The 21067-nt window shown below is 35.2% G+C and carries 18 protein-coding genes; 8 read left to right on the forward strand and 10 right to left on the reverse strand.

The annotated features are described in order from the left end of the window. Positions 1–115 precede the first annotated feature (115 nt). Complete coding sequence (locus tag AC4BHP_RS06940; RefSeq protein WP_139891185.1) at positions 116–1876, reverse strand: ABC transporter ATP-binding protein; 1761 nt, start codon at positions 1874–1876, stop codon at positions 116–118. A gap of 310 nt (positions 1877–2186) precedes the next feature. On the opposite strand from AC4BHP_RS06940, the gene AC4BHP_RS06945 reads away from it, so the two are divergent. The 4 genes from AC4BHP_RS06945 (at position 2187) to AC4BHP_RS06960 (ending at position 7148) form a co-directional block, all read left to right on the forward strand. Then, the gene (locus AC4BHP_RS06945) at positions 2187–2633 is read left to right on the forward strand and encodes a MarR family winged helix-turn-helix transcriptional regulator (RefSeq protein WP_066100083.1); all 447 of its coding nucleotides are present in this window, start codon (positions 2187–2189) and stop codon (positions 2631–2633) included. Between the two features lie 14 nt (positions 2634–2647). Beyond that, on the forward strand, positions 2648–4378 hold the full coding sequence (locus AC4BHP_RS06950; RefSeq protein WP_066100087.1) for an ABC transporter ATP-binding protein: 1731 nt from the start codon (positions 2648–2650) through the stop codon (positions 4376–4378). Continuing rightward, entirely contained in the window at positions 4375–6228 is a 1854-nt protein-coding gene (locus AC4BHP_RS06955) for an ABC transporter ATP-binding protein (RefSeq protein WP_139891187.1), read from the forward strand. The genes AC4BHP_RS06950 and AC4BHP_RS06955 overlap by 4 nt, the downstream gene beginning before the upstream one ends. Before the next feature lie 236 nt (positions 6229–6464). Further along, on the forward strand, positions 6465–7148 hold the full coding sequence (locus AC4BHP_RS06960; protein WP_490551778.1) for a Na-translocating system protein MpsC family protein: 684 nt from the start codon (positions 6465–6467) through the stop codon (positions 7146–7148). A gap of 1013 nt (positions 7149–8161) precedes the next feature. Here AC4BHP_RS06960 and hmpA read toward each other — a convergent pair. After that, on the reverse strand, positions 8162–9373 hold the full coding sequence (gene hmpA / locus AC4BHP_RS06965; protein WP_490551779.1) for an NO-inducible flavohemoprotein: 1212 nt from the start codon (positions 9371–9373) through the stop codon (positions 8162–8164). A gap of 166 nt (positions 9374–9539) precedes the next feature. On the opposite strand from hmpA, the gene AC4BHP_RS06970 reads away from it, so the two are divergent. Further along, complete coding sequence (locus tag AC4BHP_RS06970) at positions 9540–9992, forward strand: RrF2 family transcriptional regulator (protein WP_066100101.1); 453 nt, start codon at positions 9540–9542, stop codon at positions 9990–9992. A 1302-nt stretch (positions 9993–11294) separates the two neighbouring features. Here the strand turns inward: AC4BHP_RS06970 and AC4BHP_RS06975 are convergent. Next, on the reverse strand, positions 11295–11825 hold the full coding sequence (locus AC4BHP_RS06975) for an NADPH-dependent FMN reductase (RefSeq protein WP_066100107.1): 531 nt from the start codon (positions 11823–11825) through the stop codon (positions 11295–11297). Positions 11826–12106: 281 nt separating this feature from the next. Beyond that, positions 12107–12433: a GNAT family N-acetyltransferase gene (locus AC4BHP_RS06980; RefSeq protein ID WP_490551996.1), complete on the reverse strand. Its 327-nt coding sequence runs from the start codon at positions 12431–12433 to the stop codon at positions 12107–12109. Between the two features lie 251 nt (positions 12434–12684). On the opposite strand from AC4BHP_RS06980, the gene AC4BHP_RS06985 reads away from it, so the two are divergent. Then, positions 12685–13233, forward strand: coding sequence for a 2'-5' RNA ligase family protein (locus tag AC4BHP_RS06985; protein ID WP_066100113.1), 549 nt, complete (start codon positions 12685–12687; stop codon positions 13231–13233). A gap of 410 nt (positions 13234–13643) precedes the next feature. Here AC4BHP_RS06985 and AC4BHP_RS06990 read toward each other — a convergent pair whose 3' ends face one another. Continuing rightward, the gene (locus AC4BHP_RS06990) at positions 13644–14537 is read right to left on the reverse strand and encodes an alpha/beta hydrolase (protein ID WP_373925461.1); all 894 of its coding nucleotides are present in this window, start codon (positions 14535–14537) and stop codon (positions 13644–13646) included. Positions 14538–14663: 126 nt separating this feature from the next. Between AC4BHP_RS06990 and hemH the strand changes: the two genes are divergently transcribed. Next, entirely contained in the window at positions 14664–15638 is a 975-nt protein-coding gene (hemH, locus tag AC4BHP_RS06995; protein WP_217491065.1) for a ferrochelatase, read from the forward strand. A 244-nt stretch (positions 15639–15882) separates the two neighbouring features. Here hemH and AC4BHP_RS07000 read toward each other — a convergent pair whose 3' ends face one another. The 5 genes from AC4BHP_RS07000 to AC4BHP_RS07020 form a co-directional block, all read right to left on the reverse strand. Then, positions 15883–16335 (reverse strand): threonine/serine exporter family protein, encoded by a 453-nt coding sequence (locus AC4BHP_RS07000; RefSeq protein WP_490551780.1) that lies wholly within the window; start codon positions 16333–16335, stop codon positions 15883–15885. A 12-nt stretch (positions 16336–16347) separates the two neighbouring features. Next, positions 16348–17109: a threonine/serine exporter family protein gene (locus tag AC4BHP_RS07005; protein WP_225983679.1), complete on the reverse strand. Its 762-nt coding sequence runs from the start codon at positions 17107–17109 to the stop codon at positions 16348–16350. Between the two features lie 362 nt (positions 17110–17471). Beyond that, positions 17472–17867, reverse strand: a complete 396-nt coding sequence (locus AC4BHP_RS07010) for a hypothetical protein (RefSeq protein WP_490551781.1) — start codon at positions 17865–17867, stop codon at positions 17472–17474. A 563-nt stretch (positions 17868–18430) separates the two neighbouring features. Further along, complete coding sequence (locus AC4BHP_RS07015; protein WP_066100123.1) at positions 18431–18745, reverse strand: thioredoxin family protein; 315 nt, start codon at positions 18743–18745, stop codon at positions 18431–18433. Positions 18746–19101: 356 nt separating this feature from the next. Next, positions 19102–19248 (reverse strand): hypothetical protein, encoded by a 147-nt coding sequence (locus AC4BHP_RS07020; RefSeq protein ID WP_180349910.1) that lies wholly within the window; start codon positions 19246–19248, stop codon positions 19102–19104. 681 nt (positions 19249–19929) lie between these two features. Here AC4BHP_RS07020 and yfkAB point away from each other — a divergent pair. Then, positions 19930–21057, forward strand: coding sequence for a radical SAM/CxCxxxxC motif protein YfkAB (gene yfkAB / locus AC4BHP_RS07025; RefSeq protein ID WP_140461303.1), 1128 nt, complete (start codon positions 19930–19932; stop codon positions 21055–21057). Positions 21058–21067: the final 10 nt, after the last annotated feature.

Raw genomic sequence — 21067 nt, forward strand, 5'->3', positions numbered from 1 at the left:
TTGCTTTTAAAAAAACCAAAACGCGCTTAGTAAAATATTTCTAAGCGCGTTTTGGTTTCGTTTAGCTAGTTGTTCATTCTTAAATATCAAAAAAAATTGTTATGCTTTGTGCAATTTATGCCTTCTCTTTTAAATTCTCATTAATTTTTAATTGCTGTGTTGCGAATTCATGGTAGAGCTTGTGAGTTTGCATTAATTCTTCATGTGTTCCTCTACCTGTAATTTCACCTTTTTCAATAAATAACAACTGATCGGCATTGACGACGGTTGATAATCGATGGGCAATAACGATTGTCGTCCTCCCTACCATTAGTTTATTTAATGCAGCCTGCACGATTTGTTCAGACTGGCTGTCTAAACTTGATGTGGCCTCGTCTAGCATTAGAATACTTGGATTTCTCAATAACGCTCTTGCTATCGCAATTCGTTGGCGCTGTCCTCCTGACAGCTTCAATCCCCTCTCCCCTACATCCGTTTGGAATCCTTCTGGAAGCTGCTGAATGAATTCAAGTGCATGAGCCATTTCAGCTGCTTGCTCCAGTTCAGCGGAGGTGACTTCCCTTTCCAAACCATAACATATATTATCCTGGATCGTACCTGCCAACAGCGGGCTTTCTTGAGATACATACCCAATATGCTTCCGCCACGATTGCAAATTGTATTCACCGATAGGAATTTCACCTATCCTGATTGATCCCTCACTTGGTTCGTAAAAGCGTTCAAGCAATTTAAACAGAGTCGTCTTCCCTCCACCGCTTGGTCCAACAATCGCTGTTACTTTTCCCGCTTCAATCTTTGCATTTAAATGACGAAGAATTAAAGACTCCTCTGCATATCCAAATGATAAATCATCGAGAACGATATCGACATTTGCTTTTACTAGTTCTTTCCCTTTGAGTAAATCCTCTTCTTTTTCATTCAGGATTTCAATTATTCTCATGGTTGCTCCCATCGAACGCTGCAATTGAGTAAAAAATGTCGTAATTTGCCCCATAGGCATAATAATTTGAAAAATGTAAAGAATAAAAGCTACAAGCGAACCTGCTGTAATAATTCCGCTCGCTACCTGCATACCGCCATACCCAATAATTCCTACTAGAGCAGCCATTAGCACTAATGTGATAATTGGTGAAACAAGAGACTGTGTCTTCGCTTCTTTTAAACCAAGAGCGAACAACCGGTTTACACCTGACATTCCCCTATTATATTCAATTTCTTCTGCATTGGATGCCTTGACTAAGCGGATTTCAGGTAGGACCTGATTTAATACCCCTGTAAATCTACCAGTTTCAGCTTGGGTCTCCTTCGAGATATTAAGCATAATTCGGCCAATTGGTATTAAAATCATGGCTGCTATTGGGAAAACAATAAATATTAACAGGGTTAATTTCCAGTTCATGATAAATAATATCGTTATAGACCCAATAACTGAAATCATTCCAGTAATAGCCCCAACTAAATGGGTAGTTATCAATTCTTTGACGACCATTGTGTCATTTGTTAATCTGCTAATCATTTCCCCTGAACCATATTTGTCAGAGTACGATACAGGCAGCTTAATCAACTTTTTCCATAATAAATCCCGCAAGCCTGCAATGATTTTTTGACCATTATATCCAAGTGCATAGGTCGCGTATGCACTTAAACCAGCTTGAGCAATAAACACCAATACAATTATGAGAATCTGACTTTTAGATAATGAAGACATACTGAAGCCGTCTACCAATTCCTTTGTTAACAATGGAATGAGCAACCCAATAAGGGTAGTAATAATACTCAGACCGAGTGCAAAACCAAGTCTTCCATATGAAGGGTTCGTTGCATGCAATAACCGAAAAAAGCGTTTATAACTCCCCTTCTGTTTTCTTTCTTTCATAAACTTTCTTCCTCCTGAGTTTAGCTTCTATATATAACGTTACCGAAGAACTGATATAAAGACAATCCCAATTATGTAAAACATTGGGATTTTAAGCTGAATTTAATATGTTTTATACATTATACATTTTTTCATTTCCTATTTCTTTTATTTAACAGACCTACAAAACCATCGTATTTAATTTGTCATATTTTACACTTTCTGAAACTGTATAGCTATATTGACTTGTATATATTATATAAATATAATTTTATTTGCTTTTAATTTGGTTACTTAACTATTAGGAAGACTTTGTTTTAGAGGTGGAGGTATGACAGTTAACAAAGACCGATCAGTTGAAAAATTGATCAGGGCTTTTACACAGTTTGACAAATTGGATTGGGAAAAGAAAACAATAAAAGGATATAAACCAAGTGAAATAAGAGTTTTGACATGTATCAAAGAAAAAACTCAACATATTACCGAGATTAAGGTATCCGAGATCAGCAAGCAGTTAAATGTTAAAATGCCATCTGTTACCCCCATTTTAAATAAGCTGGAACAGCATAACCTAATTACCCGCAGAATTGATAAAAATGATCGCAGGGTGGTACTGGTTACATTAACATGTGAGGGAGATTCTGTAGCAGATGCAGCACTTGCTAAATTACATCAAACTTTTACCCTTCTAGAGGAATATATCGGATTAGATGATAGTAAGGAACTCACCCGATTATTAACCAAAGTGTATGAGTTTTTTAATGAAAATCAGTATTAAGGAGTTGTTAATTTTTGAGGAAATTGTTTCGCTATTTAGCACCGTATAAATTACCGATTGTTTTTATATTCGCATTGGTATTTATACAGTCATTATCAGAATTATTCTTACCCACATTGATGTCTGACATCATCGACAAAGGTGTCATTAATCAGAACATACCATACATATGGAAAATTGGCGGATTTATGCTTTTGGTTGCTGCAGTTGGTACGCTTTGCTCTATTACGGCAAGTTACTTCAGCGCCAAAGTATCCATGTCATTTGGCAAAAATCTTCGCTCCAGAGTATTCTCCCATGTTGAGAATTTTTCACTTCATGAATTTGAACAAGTTGGTACTGCTTCCTTAATTACAAGAACAACCAATGATATAACACAGGTACAATTGGTCCTTAACATGATCCTTAGAATGATGATAATGGCACCTTTAATGGCTATTGGTGGCATTATTATGGCCTTTTCAAAAGATCCCGAACTATCCTGGGTTATCATCCTTGCGATTCCGGTCTTAGTGGGCGTTATTCTTTTTGTCATCTGGAAAGGCGTCCCTCTATTTAAACTGGTTCAACGCAGATTGGATGCTGTAAACCGTGTCATTCGCGAAAATTTGACTGGTGTCCGTGTCATTCGTTCCTTTAATCGGATCAATTTTGAAAAGGAACGTTTTAAGAAGGCCAACAAAGACTTAAGAGACACTACTATCAAAGTGAATAAATTAATGGCTACACTTATGCCGCTCATGATGCTGATTATGAACTATACAACCATTGCGGTTGTTTGGTTTGGTGCAATCAGGATTGATCATGGAGATATGCAGGTCGGTGATTTAATGGCCTTTATTCAATATGCCATGCAAATTATGTTCTCCATGGTTATGCTTTCCATGATGTTTGTCATGATTCCTCGTGCTTCTGCTTCCGCAGCTCGTATTAATGAAGTATTGGCGATTAAGCCCACTATTAAAGATGAGCCAATTAAACATGAAGCTAAACCAACTAAAACTGGCTACCTGGAATTTAAGAATGTTACATTCAGCTATCCAGGTGCCGAAGAACCTGCCTTAAAAGGCCTTTCATTTAGCGCTGGTCCTGGTGAGGTTACAGCCATTATCGGCGGAACTGGTTCTGGGAAATCAACATTATTAAAGCTGATTCCTCGTTTTTATGAACCGACTGAAGGCAGTATTTATCTAAATGGAATCAATATTAAGGAACTGGAATTAGTGGATTTACGTAACCGAATTGGTCTAGTTCCTCAGAAAGCTGTTTTATTCACCGGTACCGTAAAGGAAAATATCCTCTACGGAAATGAGAATGCCAGTGATGAGGAAGTCATCCATGCTGCAAAAGTCGCACAAGCCTATGATTTTGTTTCTAATATGAAGGAAGGCTTTGACTCTCCTATTTCTCAGGGCGGTACAAATATTTCCGGAGGACAAAAGCAACGTCTGTCCATTGCGAGAGCCTTGGTTCGAAAACCGGAAATCTATATGTTTGATGACAGCTTTTCTGCACTGGATTTCAAAACGGACGCTAAGCTGCGGAAAGCTTTAAAAAGTGAAACCACGGAAGGAACGGTTTTATTGGTTGCCCAACGTGTATCTACGGTTATGGATGCCGATCGTATCATTGTATTGGATGAAGGAAATGTTATGGGAATTGGTACACATGAAGAATTACTAAAATCATGTGATACCTATCAAGAAATTGTGAAGTCACAGCTTTCTGAGGAGGAGATTGCATGAGCAGAATGACAAGAAGACAATCAAATCCGGGATTTGGTCCTCCAGGTGGTCCAGGAGCACCGATACAAAAAGCAAAAGATTTTAAGGGTACGTTAAAACGATTAATTCGTTATTTAGCACCTTATAAATTTCGCCTTTTAACTGTATTGCTGGCTGCAATCCTCAGTACGGTTTTCACCATTGTCGGCCCAAAAGTATTAGGTAAAGCGACAACCAAAATATTTGAAGGCATTATGGAAAAAATGTCAGGTATTCCTGGCGCAGGCATCGATTTTGAGTATATCATTCGAATTCTCTTCCTACTCGGCGCCTTATATTTGTTTAGCTCAATCTTCGCCTTTATCCAGCAATATATTATGGCAAGCGTTGCTCAAAATACGGTATTTACATTAAGAGAAGAAGCTGAAGCTAAGGTATCTCGGCTGCCTTTAAAGTATTTTGATGGAACAACTACAGGTGAAACTTTAAGCCGGATTGTGAATGATATTGATAATATCAGCACTACCTTACAACAAAGCTTAACACAGCTTATTACCAGTGTAGTAACGATTATTGGTGTTATTATTATGATGCTGTCGATCAGCCCGGTTATGACAGGAATTCTTCTTTTAACATTACCTTTAAGCGGAGTAGTCGCTGTATTTGTAGCCAAAAAATCTCAAACCTACTTTGCTGGCCAACAAAAATCACTTGGAAATTTAAGTGGCCATGTTGAAGAAATCTATACTGGACATGAGGTCGTGAAAGCCTTTGGCCAAGAGGAAAAAGCTTTGGAAGAGTTTGAGGCAATAAATGAAAAATTATACGAATCATCCTGGAAAGCACAGTTTATTTCAGGTGTAATTATGCCCTTCATGCAATTTATCGGAAACATCGGATATGTACTCATATGTGTAGTTGGCGGTATTTTTGTTACAAACGGAAGAATAACAGTTGGTGATATACAGGCTTTTATACAATATGCACGCCAATTCACACAACCGATTACTCAAACGGCGAATATCGCTAACATTATTCAATCTACTGTTGCTTCTGCAGAACGTGTATTTGAACTGCTAGATGAGGAGGAGGAGGAAGCAGAAACAACGAATCCACAAATGATTTCTCATCCAAAAGGACATGTGGTTTTTGATCATGTTGCATTCGGATATAAGCAGGATCAGCTATTGATTGAAGATATGAATCTTGATGTCAAACCAGGGCAAAAAGTAGCCATAGTAGGTCCGACCGGTGCAGGTAAAACAACAATGATTAACCTGTTAATGCGTTTTTATGAATTAAATGGCGGAAGCATAAAAATTGATGGTGTCGATATTAAAGAAATGAAACGCGGAGATCTCCATGGATTATTCGGTATGGTTCTTCAGGATACATGGCTCTTTAATGGTACCATTGCAGATAATATTGGCTATGGTCGTGAAGGTGCCACTCGTGAAGAAATTATTGAAGCAGCCCAAGCAGCTCATGCCGATCATTTTATTCGTACATTGCCAGAAGGATATGAAACTGAATTAAATGAAGAAGCATCCAATATATCACAGGGTCAAAAACAATTGCTTACAATAGCTCGTGCCATTTTAGCAAACCCTTCTATTCTAATCTTGGATGAAGCAACAAGCAGTGTTGATACAAGAACTGAAATCTTTATTCAGAAAGCGATGAATCGCTTAATGGAAAATCGTACAAGCTTTGTGATCGCTCACCGTTTATCCACGATTAAAGATGCAGATTTAATTCTAGTAATGAATAAAGGAACCGTCATTGAACAAGGTACTCATGATGAGTTGCTGAGACAAAATGGTTTCTATGCGGATCTTTATAACAGCCAGTTTGCAGATGAAGCCGTATAAAACAAATGTGCCGGGAAGAAAACTTCCCGGCACATTTGATAATATTAAATATTATTTCCGCAGCGCCAAAGTTTGACCAATCACCCCTCTCATGTCCTAATCGTTTCTAGATGTTTTCGTTGACTTTAATCTTTTAATTCAGACTAAAATCCCCTGTAATAAGTCTTTGTCTGATGTTTCAAAAAAATTACTTAGGGATAAATGATAAGAAAGTCACAAAGCCTGAGGTGTATGATATGGAAATAACAAAAGCCGAAAAAGACATTAGCAGTTATATAGGAAGAATGATAAGAGAAACCTTCGGACGGGGCCCCAGCCACGTTATTTGTACGTTATCGTCTCCTACTCTTGCTGTGCATCTTGCCGATTTCCTTTCCCCTATGGAGAAATCCTTATTGGCTAATCAAGATGGTGAAGTTTACGTGCAAAAGAACCGGGACCTTCTCATGGAAACCATAATCAAAGACATCACCTCCTATATTGAAGCAGCATTAGGAACAAAAGTTGATGAATTCTTTTATGATTGGAATTTGCAAACTTCGACTGGCATGTTTATTATTACGCTATCAAAAACAGCAACGAGCATCAGTGATTATAGAAATAGAGAGAAAGTCGAACGAGAATTAGCGAAGGTTACCAAGCTTGCTCAAAAAGAACCAGTGGAAATCTATTCAACTATGCTCAATAAGCGGCAGCTGATGATTGTCCGAAAAGGTATAATGGTTCCGATCGAAAAGGAATTGATCAAGTTCGGCTTTACTGAACAATTAACGATCGCGAAGCGGGATTTGGAGAAACGTTTGATAATAGAGCATAAAAGAAACTTCGAGAACTATTTAAACACCAAAATAATCGATAAATTTACTTTTTGGAATTTCGAGAAAGATACTAGCTATATTATTTTCATTTTGCAAAGTTGATTGGTTGATTGACAATAACCCCCATCTGCGATAAAGTTATCTGTAACATCTTAATAAAATAACTGATAGCAATGAGTGGGCATAGAACCATACATAAGTCAGGAAAGGATTAATAAATTTGTCCTTTTCTGGCTTTTTTTATGAATAAATTCAAAAAAAACAGGGGATGATTACCTATAAATATGGAAGATTGTATACTAATAAAGAAGGAACTATTAGACAGATTAGATTCGTTTAAGAAACAGAAATTATTAGGCAGCCACATAATTAAACGGATGGAAATGGAACATTATATAGAAAATGTTGCAAGCTCTTTATCAATTAATTATAAAAAAGAGTCAAATTCGACTAACACTGTTTATTATTTCTGTATCAATGAGAGTCAATTACAATTGAAATTCTTGTTTCGCTACGGTACATATTATACACGACACCAAATTATTAACCGATATGAATAGAGACTGATTTTATCGGGTGATCCTTTTATTAAGTATACTGACTATCTAGCCATTCAATCAGCTACCTTTATGAAATGTCAATGCAAACATATGAAATGTACATATAGACTAAAAGAAACCTGGTTTTTGTGTACAGCTGCAGATTAATCATTTAGGGTTAACCAGCTGAGATAGTTGTGTCTCTGAACATACCGATTTAAGGCAAGAAGTATTAGATTAATCCTTAGGCACTTCATTTGAATGTCTTTCACTAAACAAATGACGGTAATTAATACCTGATCAACAAACGCACTAAAGGTGCTTGAGGAATTCTTCTTATTGTTTTTTATAATCTTTATCTCTGTATATTCCTTTACCATCCTCCCCTCTTTTAATCTATTAAACCAATCAATTCAGCGCACACTTTTAGTAATGTTTGGGATCGTTATAGAATAATAAAATCATGGTGAGTTACGGAGACAAAACATATTCTCTGCTGATTTTCACAACAAAGAGTTTAACAGACGAGGAATTTATAAAAAATATGCCAGGAATAAACTTCCCAGCATGTTTTTTTCACACTTTTTCTGTTACTGTTTCGATTTTCATGGAAGGTCCAAAAAATTCAAACCGTACTTTTTCTTGCGGTACGCCTAGTTTATAAAGCATTTGAATGACACCTTGCATAAATTCGACTGGCCCACAAACATAGAAAATTCCATTCTGATCTAATTGCCTCAATACCTCTTCATTGATTCTGCCTATTTTATAATTCTCCTCGATTACATCAGCTTCTTCATTATAAAAGTTGATTGTCATATCATGCATTTGCCTGTTTAACATGGAGAGCTCATCAGCAAATGCTTGAACCTTCCTGTTTTTAAACGCGTGTATCAAAGTAATTTTTCTTAATGATTCCTGTTTATAAAGTGTATTCAACATACTAATAAATGGCGTTATCCCTACTCCGGCAGCTATAAAGGTAATTGGCTCGGTGTCCTCTTCTAAAGTAAAATCTCCCGCTGGTACCGTTAGTTGTACTATATCACCCGTACAAACTTCCTTATGCAGGTAATTAGATACTTTACCATCAGGATTGTCATGCATACTTTCACTTTTTACAGAAATTCGATAGTATTCACCATTGGATACATTCGTTAAGCTATATTGGCGATTCATCATAAACTGTTCTCCTGGAATTTGAACCCGAACAGTTATATATTGGCCCGGTTCAAATTCGGGTATTGCCAGCCCATCGGTTGGTTTTAAATAGAAGGAAGTAATACCGTCACTTTCCCTCACTTTCTTTATGACTTCAAATTCTCGATAGTCTCTCCAACCACCAACCTTATTTTCCGCTTCTTCATACATTTCACGTTCAACCCCTATGAAGATATCAGCGATTGCCCCATAGGCCTCTTCCCACGCTTTTAAAATATCATCTGTAGCCGCATCACCTAATACTTTTTTAATAGCCAACAATAAATATTTTCCTACAATCGGATAATGCTCAGGTTTAATCATTAAACTACGGTGTTTATGTGCAATTTGTTTTACAACCGGCAGAAGCACTTCCAATTGATCGATATAATAGGCCGCAGCTGTTACCGTATTTGCTAATGCAGTCTGCTGCCTGCCTCTTTTTTGATTTGCATGATTAAAAATATTCAAAAGCTCAGGATGTGCTTCAAACATCGTTTTATAAAATACCGTAGTTATTTCCTTACCCCTTGTTTCCAATATTGGTGCAGTTGATTTCACAATTTCGATTGTTTGAGTAGACAACATATAAAAATCCCCTTTTAAAGATGTATTTGAAATACATCTTTAATTTTACTCTATTGGAAAGTAAAAGCAATATTTCAGATACATCTTTTCTGTGAACTTTCTTTGGAAGCCTATTTATGTATGGTAGTATTAAAGATGAGTAGATAATCTGAAGCGGGGCGTGACTATGCGATTAACAAATTTCAGTGACTATTCCATCAGGGTGCTTATGTACTTGGCAAGTCATCCCGATCGATTAGTAAATATAAAAGAAATTGCTGATGCCTATGGCATATCCAAAAATCATTTAATGAAAATCATATACCAGCTGGGCAAGTTAGGTTATATAGAAACAATACGTGGGCGTAATGGCGGCATGAGACTGGCAATGAAACCTCATGAAATCAATATCGGGGGTTTAGTAAGAAAAACTGAAGAAGATTTTAACATAGTTGAGTGTTTTTCTGATCATAATACATGTCCCATCTCTCCTGTTTGTACGTTGAGAGGTATTTTAAATAAAGCATTGTATGCTTTTTTAAACGTATTAGATGGCTATACACTCGCAGATATATCTCAAAACAAAGAAGTGTTAGCTCAATTTCTAGGAGCTTATTCCGAAGTAAACAATGATTCGTAAAATCCACTTTAGAAATAACATTTATGATACAAATCTATTTAAAAGGCAGTGCGGCAGTCATTTATGGCCTGTTGCACTGCCTTTTTAGACAAATTATATTTACGTACCACATTAAATCGTTGAAGAGAACCGTCCTATATTAAATCTTCATTCTTCTATCATCTAAATTCCAATAATCATAATCGTTCGCTGTGAGAGTATTATAGATAAGCAAATAAAAAAACGAGGCTGGGAAATAACTTGAAAACAATCCAGTAGACGAACGATATCTAAATTAATCTTACTAGACTTTGTTGCTTATTAAAGAGTTAAGTTTGAGAAAAAAGTCTGTTCCATTGGGCGCTTCCTCGGCTGAGCCTGCTGGGTCTTAAGCCTCCTCTACTTCCCAAGGAGTCGAGTGGCTTCCGTTCCATTCCACTTGATATGAATAATCGTATGCAGAATGAACCTTTCTATTGAAGACAATTAAAACGCAACCTAGCCGGCGAATATCCAATTGAAATATCACCTAATAGTTTGGGTTTATCATTAACTGAAATACTTGTCCCAGCCTCGCCTCTCTTTAAAAGGCAGTAAGTTTTTCTCTTTGATATCATGGTCTATTTTAGACCATTTATCATTACCTGAAGCTTTTTTGAATGTCATTCTATGCGAAGGTTGGAACCTACGAAAGGAAATTCGTCGTGATACAATTTTTACTATAAACAATCTCGGTCTAATTCTATACCTTTAACAGGAACTTGATACTAACCATTAGTCTTAAGGGTTATAATTTACATAATATTTTGAATGTGGAAAAATTTTAACGATGAATTAACAGAATCTTTTGTGATATTATTTAAATATAACATCATGAGGAAAGAAGGTGATATAGTGTGCGCTCAAAAAAAATATAATGAATTATTAAATGAATTGAGAAAAAATTATCAAATGTACTATGATAACCGGTCCATATCACACAAAGATTTTTATAAACGACGCGTACATTTAATTATGAAACTTCGTACATTGGATATCAATGAAGATAAATCATTAATAAGCGATATTTCAAACTATTCATCTGATTTTAATAAACACAATTAACCCTTTCATATAAATTGAATGAAAAAGAGATTGAGCAGTTTAAAAATCAATTCAATCTCTTCATCCAATTCTCTGTAGGAAGAAAATCTCTTACTTTTTTATGTCTTAGTAAGTCGTCTACTCCTATCTTTATCTTGAATGCTCTATATTCTATTGAAATGCTAGGAATGCAGATACCATTTTTCTCATTCACATTTAGTTAGAGGATCTGATAAAATTTTAGTGAATCTCCTTTAAATCAATAACTTCCTGAGCCAATGCTTGGATCCTATTATTCTCCTCTTCATTTACAATTTTATTGCCAGGTCCAAAGCAGCTTGTATGTAAAAATACATTATTAAATGGTATTATCGCTTTGAAATAAGATAATATCGGTTTTAATTGGTACTCAGTTACTAAAAAGTGTTTTTCAGATCCTCCATTCGTAACAATTCCTACCACTTTTCCTTTAAAACAATCCGGAGCTAAATGATCAAATAGATTTTTTAGAACACCCGGTATCGACGCCTGATAAATGGGTGTACCAATTATTATAATATCCGCATCGTTTAGTTTATTGACTACCGTTCGGGTATCCTGATTATAGGATGAAAAAGGAATGCCTCTTACAAATTCCACATTATAATTTCTAAGATCTATTAATTCTGTATCTAATTGATTATCTATTTTGTTTACAGCTGCCAATACCTCTTCCACTGATTTAGGTGTTTTTTCACCAATTATGGAACCTGATAATCCTATTACTTTCATTACCTATTCACACTCCCACTCCATGCATCGCCATATTTTGTTATTTCTATACTTTTATCATACTTTTTGGAGGACGGAATATCTACTATTTCTGCTTTTCGTAAAAATCTGTATTCGAAATAACAAATCATTAACATAAAGGGGTGAAAGCCTCTTTAATGTCAGCAAAACAAGAAGTACCTCGGCCCAAACAGATTTTGTATATCCATATTTTAAAAACAAAAATCCTTACTTTTGCAAATAAGGAAGTGAAATAGGTGTGTACATTTTAGATTATTGGATTACATTAAAACATCCTGATATTCTTTTTTATTTTCAAGCATCATTTTTGCAAATGGACAAACGGGCTTAATATATTTATTTTCATTTCTTGCATGCAATACTACACGGTTTACTAATGCCTTGCCCAAACCTTTCCCCCTGTAGCTATTTGCAACTAATGTATGATTAATGATGATACTCCCTTGTTCAGATACCTCTTGCTCATCTGCCACAAATTCTATCTGAGCAACAATATTACCGCCAATTGCTATATAAAAATCGTTACTACAGCCAGGCACAATAACCCTCTCCCATCTTTTATTATTTATGACACCTGTAAAGTATATGAATAGACTGGTTGATTATCGGTATATAACATTTTAGAAGCTAATCCTCATAAGGACTATTGAAGATATAATTGAATACAAATTTTATATTAAAGTCTTAAACTTCGAGACAGTTAAAGTTTCTTTGTCTCATTAAAAGTATATGAATAGCATCTTTTTTATGGCTGTTGTTTTTCACGTAATAATTCCATTTGCATGTTCGGAATTTTCTGTTAAAATAATTAAAACTGAAAATAAGGGTGTAAAGAAGAATGAATTTGGAGTATTTTATAGGGATTGTTCCACCTGAAGAATATTTGGAACGTATTGAGCATTTTCAAAGTAAATGGATTAAACAATCGGGTGTAGAACCACACATAACATTGAAAGCACAAGGAGGACTAACTCCAGATAAACAATGGATTGATAAGGTACAAACCGTATGCGATACCTTCAAACCTTTTCAAGTATCATTAGATAAGCCCAACTATTTTGGAGATAGCGTTTTATATTTGAGTGTTAACTCAACTAACTTACACAAATTGCATCAAAAAATCATTAATGAGATTTCACCGTCAGAAGACTTAATAAAACAGTATTTTGAACTTGATGCCTTTGTACCTCACTTAACTCTGGGGAAAGAAAAATACGGTGGAAATATTTCTACTGGGCTCTCTAAAAAAGAACTAATAGAAATGGAAAAAATAGCAGATAGAGAGTTGAAACCGTACCCTAATTTTACAGTAGATTTTATTAGAATATATGAACTGAACATTGAAAAGCAAAGATATGAAAAATATTTAGATATCTCTTTAAGGTGATCACACATATCAAGGTCTTTTTATGCATTTCTCAACATTCCAACTGTTTTATAATTAGATTTTTTTGAAATAAACATTTGTTTCACGCGTTTATTAAATCCTAAATCTTTTCCTGATTCAAGCCAATGGAACCAATAGAGATAATTTCCAATATTATCCTTAAATCAATTATACCCATTTATACAGGGCACAAACTATACAAAACAGCCTTATTATTAATAAAATCCATCATTCATGTATATATATCCATTTAATAACATTATTATGAACTTTTTTAATAAATATGTTTAAGGATATGTGCTTATAAAAAGAAGCAGTCCAACTCTAAATGAATTGAACCGCCATTGTTTTTCGATTTATTTATATAGATTTATCAAAAATCATCAGGACAGCGTAAGCCCAGCATTAATCTAGGAAAAGGCCTCTTTTAATTCATCACTAATTAAGTGCCATGCCTCTTCAGCCTGTTTCAATTCACCTGTATGAGTAAATGCATGTGCAGCTTCCATGTACCTCTTCTTCTTGACTGTCACCCCAGCTTCTTCAAGCTGGCTTGCATAGTAGTCGGCTTCATCTGCAAGAGAGTCAAATTCAGCAGTGATGATTAAAGCAGGCGGCAAGTCTTCCAAATCCTCTGCATATACAGGAGAGACCAATGGGTTTTCCGCATCTTTCATTGATTTTAAATAGGATTCATTAAACAGTTTTGCCAGTCTGGGTGGTATGGCTTTTTTATGCTTGAATTTCAGGTCCGGATCAGTAGCAAGGTCCAGCGGTGGATAATTAAGGATTTGCTTCACTAAAGGAATCTGCTCTCTCTCCTTGTTCAGCAAACAAAGAGCAGCTGCTAAATTCCCACCTGCACTATGTCCCCCAACTGCTATTCGCTTATTGTCTACCTGAAGGACATTGGGGTTCTCATAAAGCCATTTCAGAATATCATAGCATTCATATATTGCAGCAGGAAATTTGTATTCTGGTGCCAGATGATAATCAATATTCACTACTAAACAACTGGCTCGGTCCGCTATCACAGGACACCACGCATCATCCAATTCAGCACTTCCCATCACAAATCCACCGCCATGCATATTCACAAAAACGGGTAATGGTCCCTCTGTATTACGGTTTGGCCGATATGTAATGACGCGAGTATTTCCTAAATTTGTTTCAATCAACCGCTCCTCCCTTTCAACGTTAGGTTTTATACTAGGTTTCAGGAAGGAGGCCTGTACCATCTTACGTTCCATCATCCGAATGGTCTTTGCGAGTATTTTTTGATTTAGAACAAGCAATATACACACTCCTTTTATCTGGGACTGTAACAATTGAGTCAAATAGTACGTTTTTGTACAAAAAGTTTTTGTAATATAAATTATATATATATTAAAATAATAATAACAATATTATTATACGGCAGGAGAATGGATATGGAAAAGACAGCTATTCTTTTAGTTAACTTGGGTACACCTGATCAACCAACCACGTCCTCTGTACGTTCGTATTTAAAAGAATTTCTAAGTGACAGTAGAGTAATTGATTTACCTAGGTGGAAATGGATGCCTGTCCTGCACGGAATTATTCTGAGAACACGGCCGCCGAAAACCGCAAAGCTCTACCAATCTATATGGACGAATGAAGGATCACCTTTATTAACCATCTCTATTAAACAAAAACAAGAATTAGAGAAACAATTCGCACATTCTAATATTAAAGTCTCACTTGCTATGAATTATGGTAAACCATCTATAAAGGATGAATTAGAAAAGCTGCATAGATGGGGAATGCGCCGATTAATTGTCGTGCCTTTATTTCCGCAATATTCCTCCACTACTACAGGATCTGTATGGGATCATTTGAACCAAACATTATCTAAATGGAGAGATATCCCGGAAGTAATATTTATACGTGACTACCCTGATCATCCAATATGGATTAAATTATTAAAAACGCGTATTGAACTATGCACAAAAGAACATGGCCACCCTGATGCGGTAGTCCTGTCCTATCATGGCATACCTAAAAGATATGTATCTGATGGTGACGATTATCCATACCAATGCTTAAAAACCACTCAAGCTCTAAAAAAAGAATTGCCAGATCACACTATCATTACATGCTATCAATCTAAATTTGGTAAGGAACCTTGGCTTGAACCTTCAACCAGTGAAACGTTACGTCATCTTGCCAAAAGCGGTTCTAAACATATTCACATTCTCGCTCCCAGTTTTACAGTAGATTGCCTGGAAACACTGGAAGAACTTCAGGTTGAGAATCATACTATTTTTATGGAAAACGGCGGTGAAAAATATCATTATATAGAAGCTGCCAATGACGATCCTTTATTTATTGAATGCCTGATGGATATCATTAAGCCTTATTTGGCTCCAATAAAAATCATTTAGCATAGCAATATTGGAAAATATTCCAATTTAATTTTATCATAACCAGCAAAAAAATAAACAATAAAGAACCAACCCTTTTTCTGGAACGTCCTTTATTGTTTATTTAGCTCGGTTCATGAATTTCTAATCTAGCAACATTTCTTCCATTTTTATCATATATTCATTTAAAGGAACCTATTCCACTAGATAATTTTCTCTCCTAATTAACTCCACTAAAAAACAGTATGATTATTATCTTACTGCCTTAACGAACTATCTTGAAATTTTTAATCATATATAAACTGCTCTTAAATAGGATATCTGATAAAACCAGTCCAATTGCAATCCCAACTGCACAGTAACCAACATTTAAAAATCCGATTAGCGCACCATCATAGTCCTGTAGTGTTAATAAACGAAATGCCTGAAAAGCTGTTATTCCCGGAACGATTGGCACCAGTCCCGGTACATAAAAGACAGTCAGCGGCATCTTAAAAATTCGTGCAGAGATTTGTCCGGCAAAGGCTAATAACAACGAACACACTATACTGGATAGAAATACGCCGTACCCTTCCGTGCTTAAAATCCAGTATCCCATCCAACCGCACATCCCTACAAGTCCTCCTATTGGTATAGACTTGCGCGGAACATTACAAATAACTGCGAAGGATATCGATGATAGAAAGCTAAAAACCATATGAATAAGGATCTGATTCACTATTTCCGCCTCCTAATTGATAAATAAATAATAGACGGTAGCAATACCCGTACCAATCGCACCCGCAATGAAGACAGCCTCCACTAACCGGATTGTTCCTGAGAGATAATGCTTTGCCATCATATCGCGAATAGCATTGGTCATCGCAATTCCAGGTACAAGCGGTGCAACCGTCCCTATCATGACGGAATTTAAATGACTTCCCATTATACTGTTAATATAATAGGCAACAATCCCACCCAAAAAAGCAGCTATGTATTCCACTATGAATGGTGTTTTCATTATTTTAAAGCCAATTAAATAGGTTATATAACACAAAAGGCCACCAATCATACTAGCCGGTAAATCCACAAATGTGCCATTCATAATCAGCATAACGCTTCCGCTCAATACAGCTGTACAAATAAGTCTGAACCATAAGGGGTAGTCAAGCGGGTCCTGATCCACTGCTTTCAGTTCCGAAAGAACTTCCTCAATTGTCAGACGGCCTTCTGAATACATTCTTGATATTTGATTGACCTTCGTTACCTTTTCAAGATTATGATCCCGATTATCGATTCTAACGAAATTCGTATTGTCCAAGCCTATATTCACAAAAATTCCATTAACTGTCACATATGTAAATGCATTTGTTCCATGCTTTATTCCTAGTGAAGTACTAATCATTCTTTCCATTGTATCCTCTACCCGGCTCGTTTCCGCTCCGTTTTCCAGCATAATACGCCCGGCCAGAAGACTGGCATCAATAATAATCTTATTTTTGTCTACTGCCACTTTCGTCAACTCACTTCACATTTAATATCAATCAATGCCTATATATTGTACAATAATTTTTCTGAAAAGATAGAGGTAAAATGAGCGAAAACTAAAACTTTGTTAATAGAGAGGATAAGACTAATAATCTAACCCTATAATTCACTATTTCGCAATGATTAAGTCGATATTCTTGTTATGAATTATCCAATTATCAGGAAATCCATAAATTAGACTAAATTACTTCAAATATTATACTACTGTAATTCAGCTTAAATAACAGGGCTCTGTCCAGACATTTGTTGCTAATAAATCAATAATGGAGACAGCCGACTATAGCTGTCTCCATTATTGATCTAACGCCCCAATTTATATTATTAGGATTATTCATTTGAATTTAGTTCATCTATTGTCTTGAAAATCCTGGAATATACATCTTTTATATGTTCATCATTTTTTTCATCATTATATAAACCATATCCCCACTTTTTTAATGTATCATCATCTTGTGTTGTAAAAATTCCAACAGCATAACTATTACCTGAAGTCCAATTCATTATCCTATCGTATTCCAAATCTTTTTCAGTAAAAGAGGCATAATGATTTGTTCTCATAAAAAAGTAAGGGATAGCAGAATTTAAGTAAACATCTGCATATTGACTTTCAGCAGCTTCAAAAAGGTTATTTTCCGAAATAATGACAGCATCATAAGAGTTCATATCTTTGTTTGTCATTTCTCCAAATGAAATTTCTGTAAATTCCACTTGTTCTTCTTTCACTTCCGGTTTTTCTCCAACAACAGCTATCCGTAAGGCATTTCCTTCGTATAACTCGAAATCGGGATTTGAAACACAAGCTGATAGGACAGATATTATCAGTATTAAAAATGCAATATTTAAAGATTTCGTTCCGTTTATTTTCTTCAGTTACTCCTTATATTCTCGTTTATTTACATTATATAGTGATAGATATTTTTCATTTGAATGCTAAGGTCCTTCTCTAGGGAGCGAACAGCTTAGCGGATCGAATCCCTCTCCACTCGCTACTGAGTGATTATATTCAAAAAGTTTAATCAGAACGTTCTCACTGGCTATAGAATCCATTCCCATTCAATGAGAAGCATCCATATTAGACCAACCTAGTTTGAGACGTACTATACATATCTACTTCTCTTATAAAGCAAACTATGTAAAATAGGTGCAAAAGCAATAATATATACGAATAAAGCCAATAATAAAGAGCATAACAGATATGATATTCTAATCTGTTATGCTCTTTATTTAATCTACTTTATGCCTGGATAATTTTTCTCAGCAATAGAGATGATTGGTTAACCTCTTTTTTAGAAATTGCTTAAAAAATCTCTTACTTGATCAGGCGTTTTAGCATTAGCGCTATGTAAATGAGCTATTTTTTCTCCATTTTTATAAACTAATAAGGACGGAATTCCCATAACATTTTCTTTTTCTGCCAATTCGGGTAATTCATCTTTATCAATTGTAAACCATTGTTTATCTTGATGCTCCGTAATAATTTCGTCAATAAATAAATCAAGTCGTTTACAATCTGGACACCAAGTAGTCGTAAATATATTTACTGTTAGTTTATCGCTTTTTATTTGATTATCAAATTCTTCTATAGATGTAACTTGTTGCATTCTCTAAATCTCCCTTCTCTTTCTCTATTACTATAGTAAACATTTTAAATACTTTACACATTTTAAATGCTTATTATGATGTTTACAATAATAACTATTCTCTTCAAAAATTGGTACAATAGGCTTATATAAGGAGATTACTGTAATGGAGGTTTTTTATGCTATAGTTACATCTAATGTCTATAGAATAAACAGAAGAAGCGATTGATTTATTAAAAAACACACTGCAAGAATCAGTAGAGATGTCCTCATTTGGGTCTCTCGTTCGAATGGGTGTAGTTCTATTCGAATGCAGAAAACAATTTTTACATATAAGCTTACCTTTGCTTCTGCTATTTCAATAAATCCTTTTTCTATTAATCGATATGGTCATTCCCAACAGATCCTTTATTATAGTGTGAATCCGTAAAAGCTAGGTTTGTTCTTTTTCTAAGATATTCATCTATTACTACATACAAAATCGCTGCAACAATCCCAAGATAAGCAAAAAATTTAGTCTCCATTGCTACAAATAAAAATCCTGAAAGAAACATTCCATATACTGTAATTTTTATTAGAAGTCGTGCTTTTTTATGCTGTACTAGACCAGCGATTATTTCTCCAATGATTGATGCTATAAATCCATAAAGAAAAACAAACAGGAATGAATATGGAAATGCCAAGAATTAAAAAAAATTAATTACATTATCACTTTGTTCTCCTAAGATATATGAAGTACCTGTAAGAAATAAGGATGTTAATACAGAAACAATAATAACCGATAGTAAATTTCTTATGATTATCCTAATGTTTGCTCCCCCAGTGCGTTAAACTTTACCGTTACATTGTAGATACTAATTTCTTAATCCATCTTGAATTATCACTTATAAAATTTCCCTTAGCTCTCGAAGTATAAATTAAACGCCTACCATCAAAATAAAATTAGCATATTCGTTATATATTTTCCGCTTTTTACCAAATATTTCTGTAAGTGGGGATTAAATCCTCATATCCTACCCATTCTTAACCCAATCATTTATTTTCACTGAAGCTAATAGGATATTCTTATGCCCTTTATCTATTATCCGAGTCTTCTCTCCATTTCAATTTTAATAATTTTATAGAATCTCAATTACAAGAATGTTGACATACTTCTAAATTAATGACCATAATATGGGATATGAATTTTTATGAGGAGTAATAGGATGATCACGAAAAGCACACAAAAAGCAACGCCTTTAAGCCCGGATTATGACCCATGGGAAACCTATATGGATATAGAACAATATGGAAAGCTAACCCTTTCTAATATAGAATTTACAACCACAACTCTATGTAATATGCGTTGTGAGCATTGTGCTGTTGGATATACCCTGCAACCGAAAGATCCTGATGCTCTGCCTTTGGAACTAATCTTACACCGTCTGGAAGAAATCCCTGCTTTACGTTCCATCAGTATAACCGGCGGTGAACCTATGCTCTCAAAAAAGAGTGTTGAAAATTATGTTCAGCCTCTATTAAAATATGCACACTCACGTGGGGTGCGAACACAAATAAATTCTAATTTAACACTTCCGTTAGAGAGATATGAAACAATTATTCCTTATTTGGATGTTTTACATATTTCACATAACTGGGGAACCATCGATGATTTTATAGATGGCGGTTTTGCTATGATGGAAAGAAAACCAACTCGTGAACAGCGAGAAGTCTTATTTAATAGAATTATTACCAATTCCCAGGCATTAACGAAAGCGGGAGTACTCGTATCTGCTGAAACCATGCTCAATAAAAGAACGCTCCCCCATTTAGAACATATTCACAAACAAATTGTTGAAGAAATGGGCTGCCAAAGGCATGAGGTGCATCCTATGTACCCTAGTTCTTTTGCATCTACTTTAGAAACACTTTCATTGGATGAAACAAGAAAAGCCATTCACCATCTTCTGGATATTCGTAATGAAAACATTTGGATGCTGTTTGGTACACTGCCTTTTTACCCATGCAGCCAAAACAGTGAAGATCTCGAATTACTGCAAAGATTATATTCAAGTAAAAACGTGACTGTTCGGAACGACCCTGACGGACGATCTCGTTTAAATGTAAATATCTTTAGTGGTGATGTAATCGTAACTGACTTTGGAGATACTCCGCCACTTGGCAATATTAAGGAGCAGTCATTGCCTGTCGCCTATAATAATTGGATGAAATCAAGCCTGGCCGATTCATTAAATTGCCATTGCCCGACAGTAAAATGCCTAGGTCCAAATGTATTGGTTAAAAACGCTTATTATCCAGAAATGAATTTCAAATTAAATAAAACCAATTTATAACGGTTCCATC

It is taken from the genome of Pradoshia sp. Z4_20, assembly GCF_058216035.1.

Bases quoted from the DNA above. Each gene is read 5' to 3' on its own strand.
- AC4BHP_RS06945 (WP_066100083.1), top strand. From the start codon at position 2,187: ATGACAGTTAACAAAGACCGATCAGTTGAAAAATTGATCAGGGCTTTT.
- AC4BHP_RS07015 (WP_066100123.1), bottom strand. From the start codon at position 18,745: ATGCAACAAGTTACATCTATAGAAGAATTTGATAATCAAATAAAAAGC.
- AC4BHP_RS06955 (WP_139891187.1), top strand. From the start codon at position 4,375: ATGAGCAGAATGACAAGAAGACAATCAAATCCGGGATTTGGTCCTCCA.
- AC4BHP_RS06970 (WP_066100101.1), top strand. From the start codon at position 9,540: ATGCGATTAACAAATTTCAGTGACTATTCCATCAGGGTGCTTATGTAC.
- AC4BHP_RS06975 (WP_066100107.1), bottom strand. From the start codon at position 11,825: ATGAAAGTAATAGGATTATCAGGTTCCATAATTGGTGAAAAAACACCT.
- AC4BHP_RS06940 (WP_139891185.1), bottom strand. From the start codon at position 1,876: ATGAAAGAAAGAAAACAGAAGGGGAGTTATAAACGCTTTTTTCGGTTA.
- yfkAB (WP_140461303.1), top strand. From the start codon at position 19,930: ATGATCACGAAAAGCACACAAAAAGCAACGCCTTTAAGCCCGGATTAT.
- hemH (WP_217491065.1), top strand. From the start codon at position 14,664: ATGGAAAAGACAGCTATTCTTTTAGTTAACTTGGGTACACCTGATCAA.
- hmpA (WP_490551779.1), bottom strand. From the start codon at position 9,373: ATGTTGTCTACTCAAACAATCGAAATTGTGAAATCAACTGCACCAATA.
- AC4BHP_RS07020 (WP_180349910.1), bottom strand. From the start codon at position 19,248: ATGGAGACTAAATTTTTTGCTTATCTTGGGATTGTTGCAGCGATTTTG.
- AC4BHP_RS06985 (WP_066100113.1), top strand. From the start codon at position 12,685: ATGAATTTGGAGTATTTTATAGGGATTGTTCCACCTGAAGAATATTTG.
- AC4BHP_RS06960 (WP_490551778.1), top strand. From the start codon at position 6,465: ATGGAAATAACAAAAGCCGAAAAAGACATTAGCAGTTATATAGGAAGA.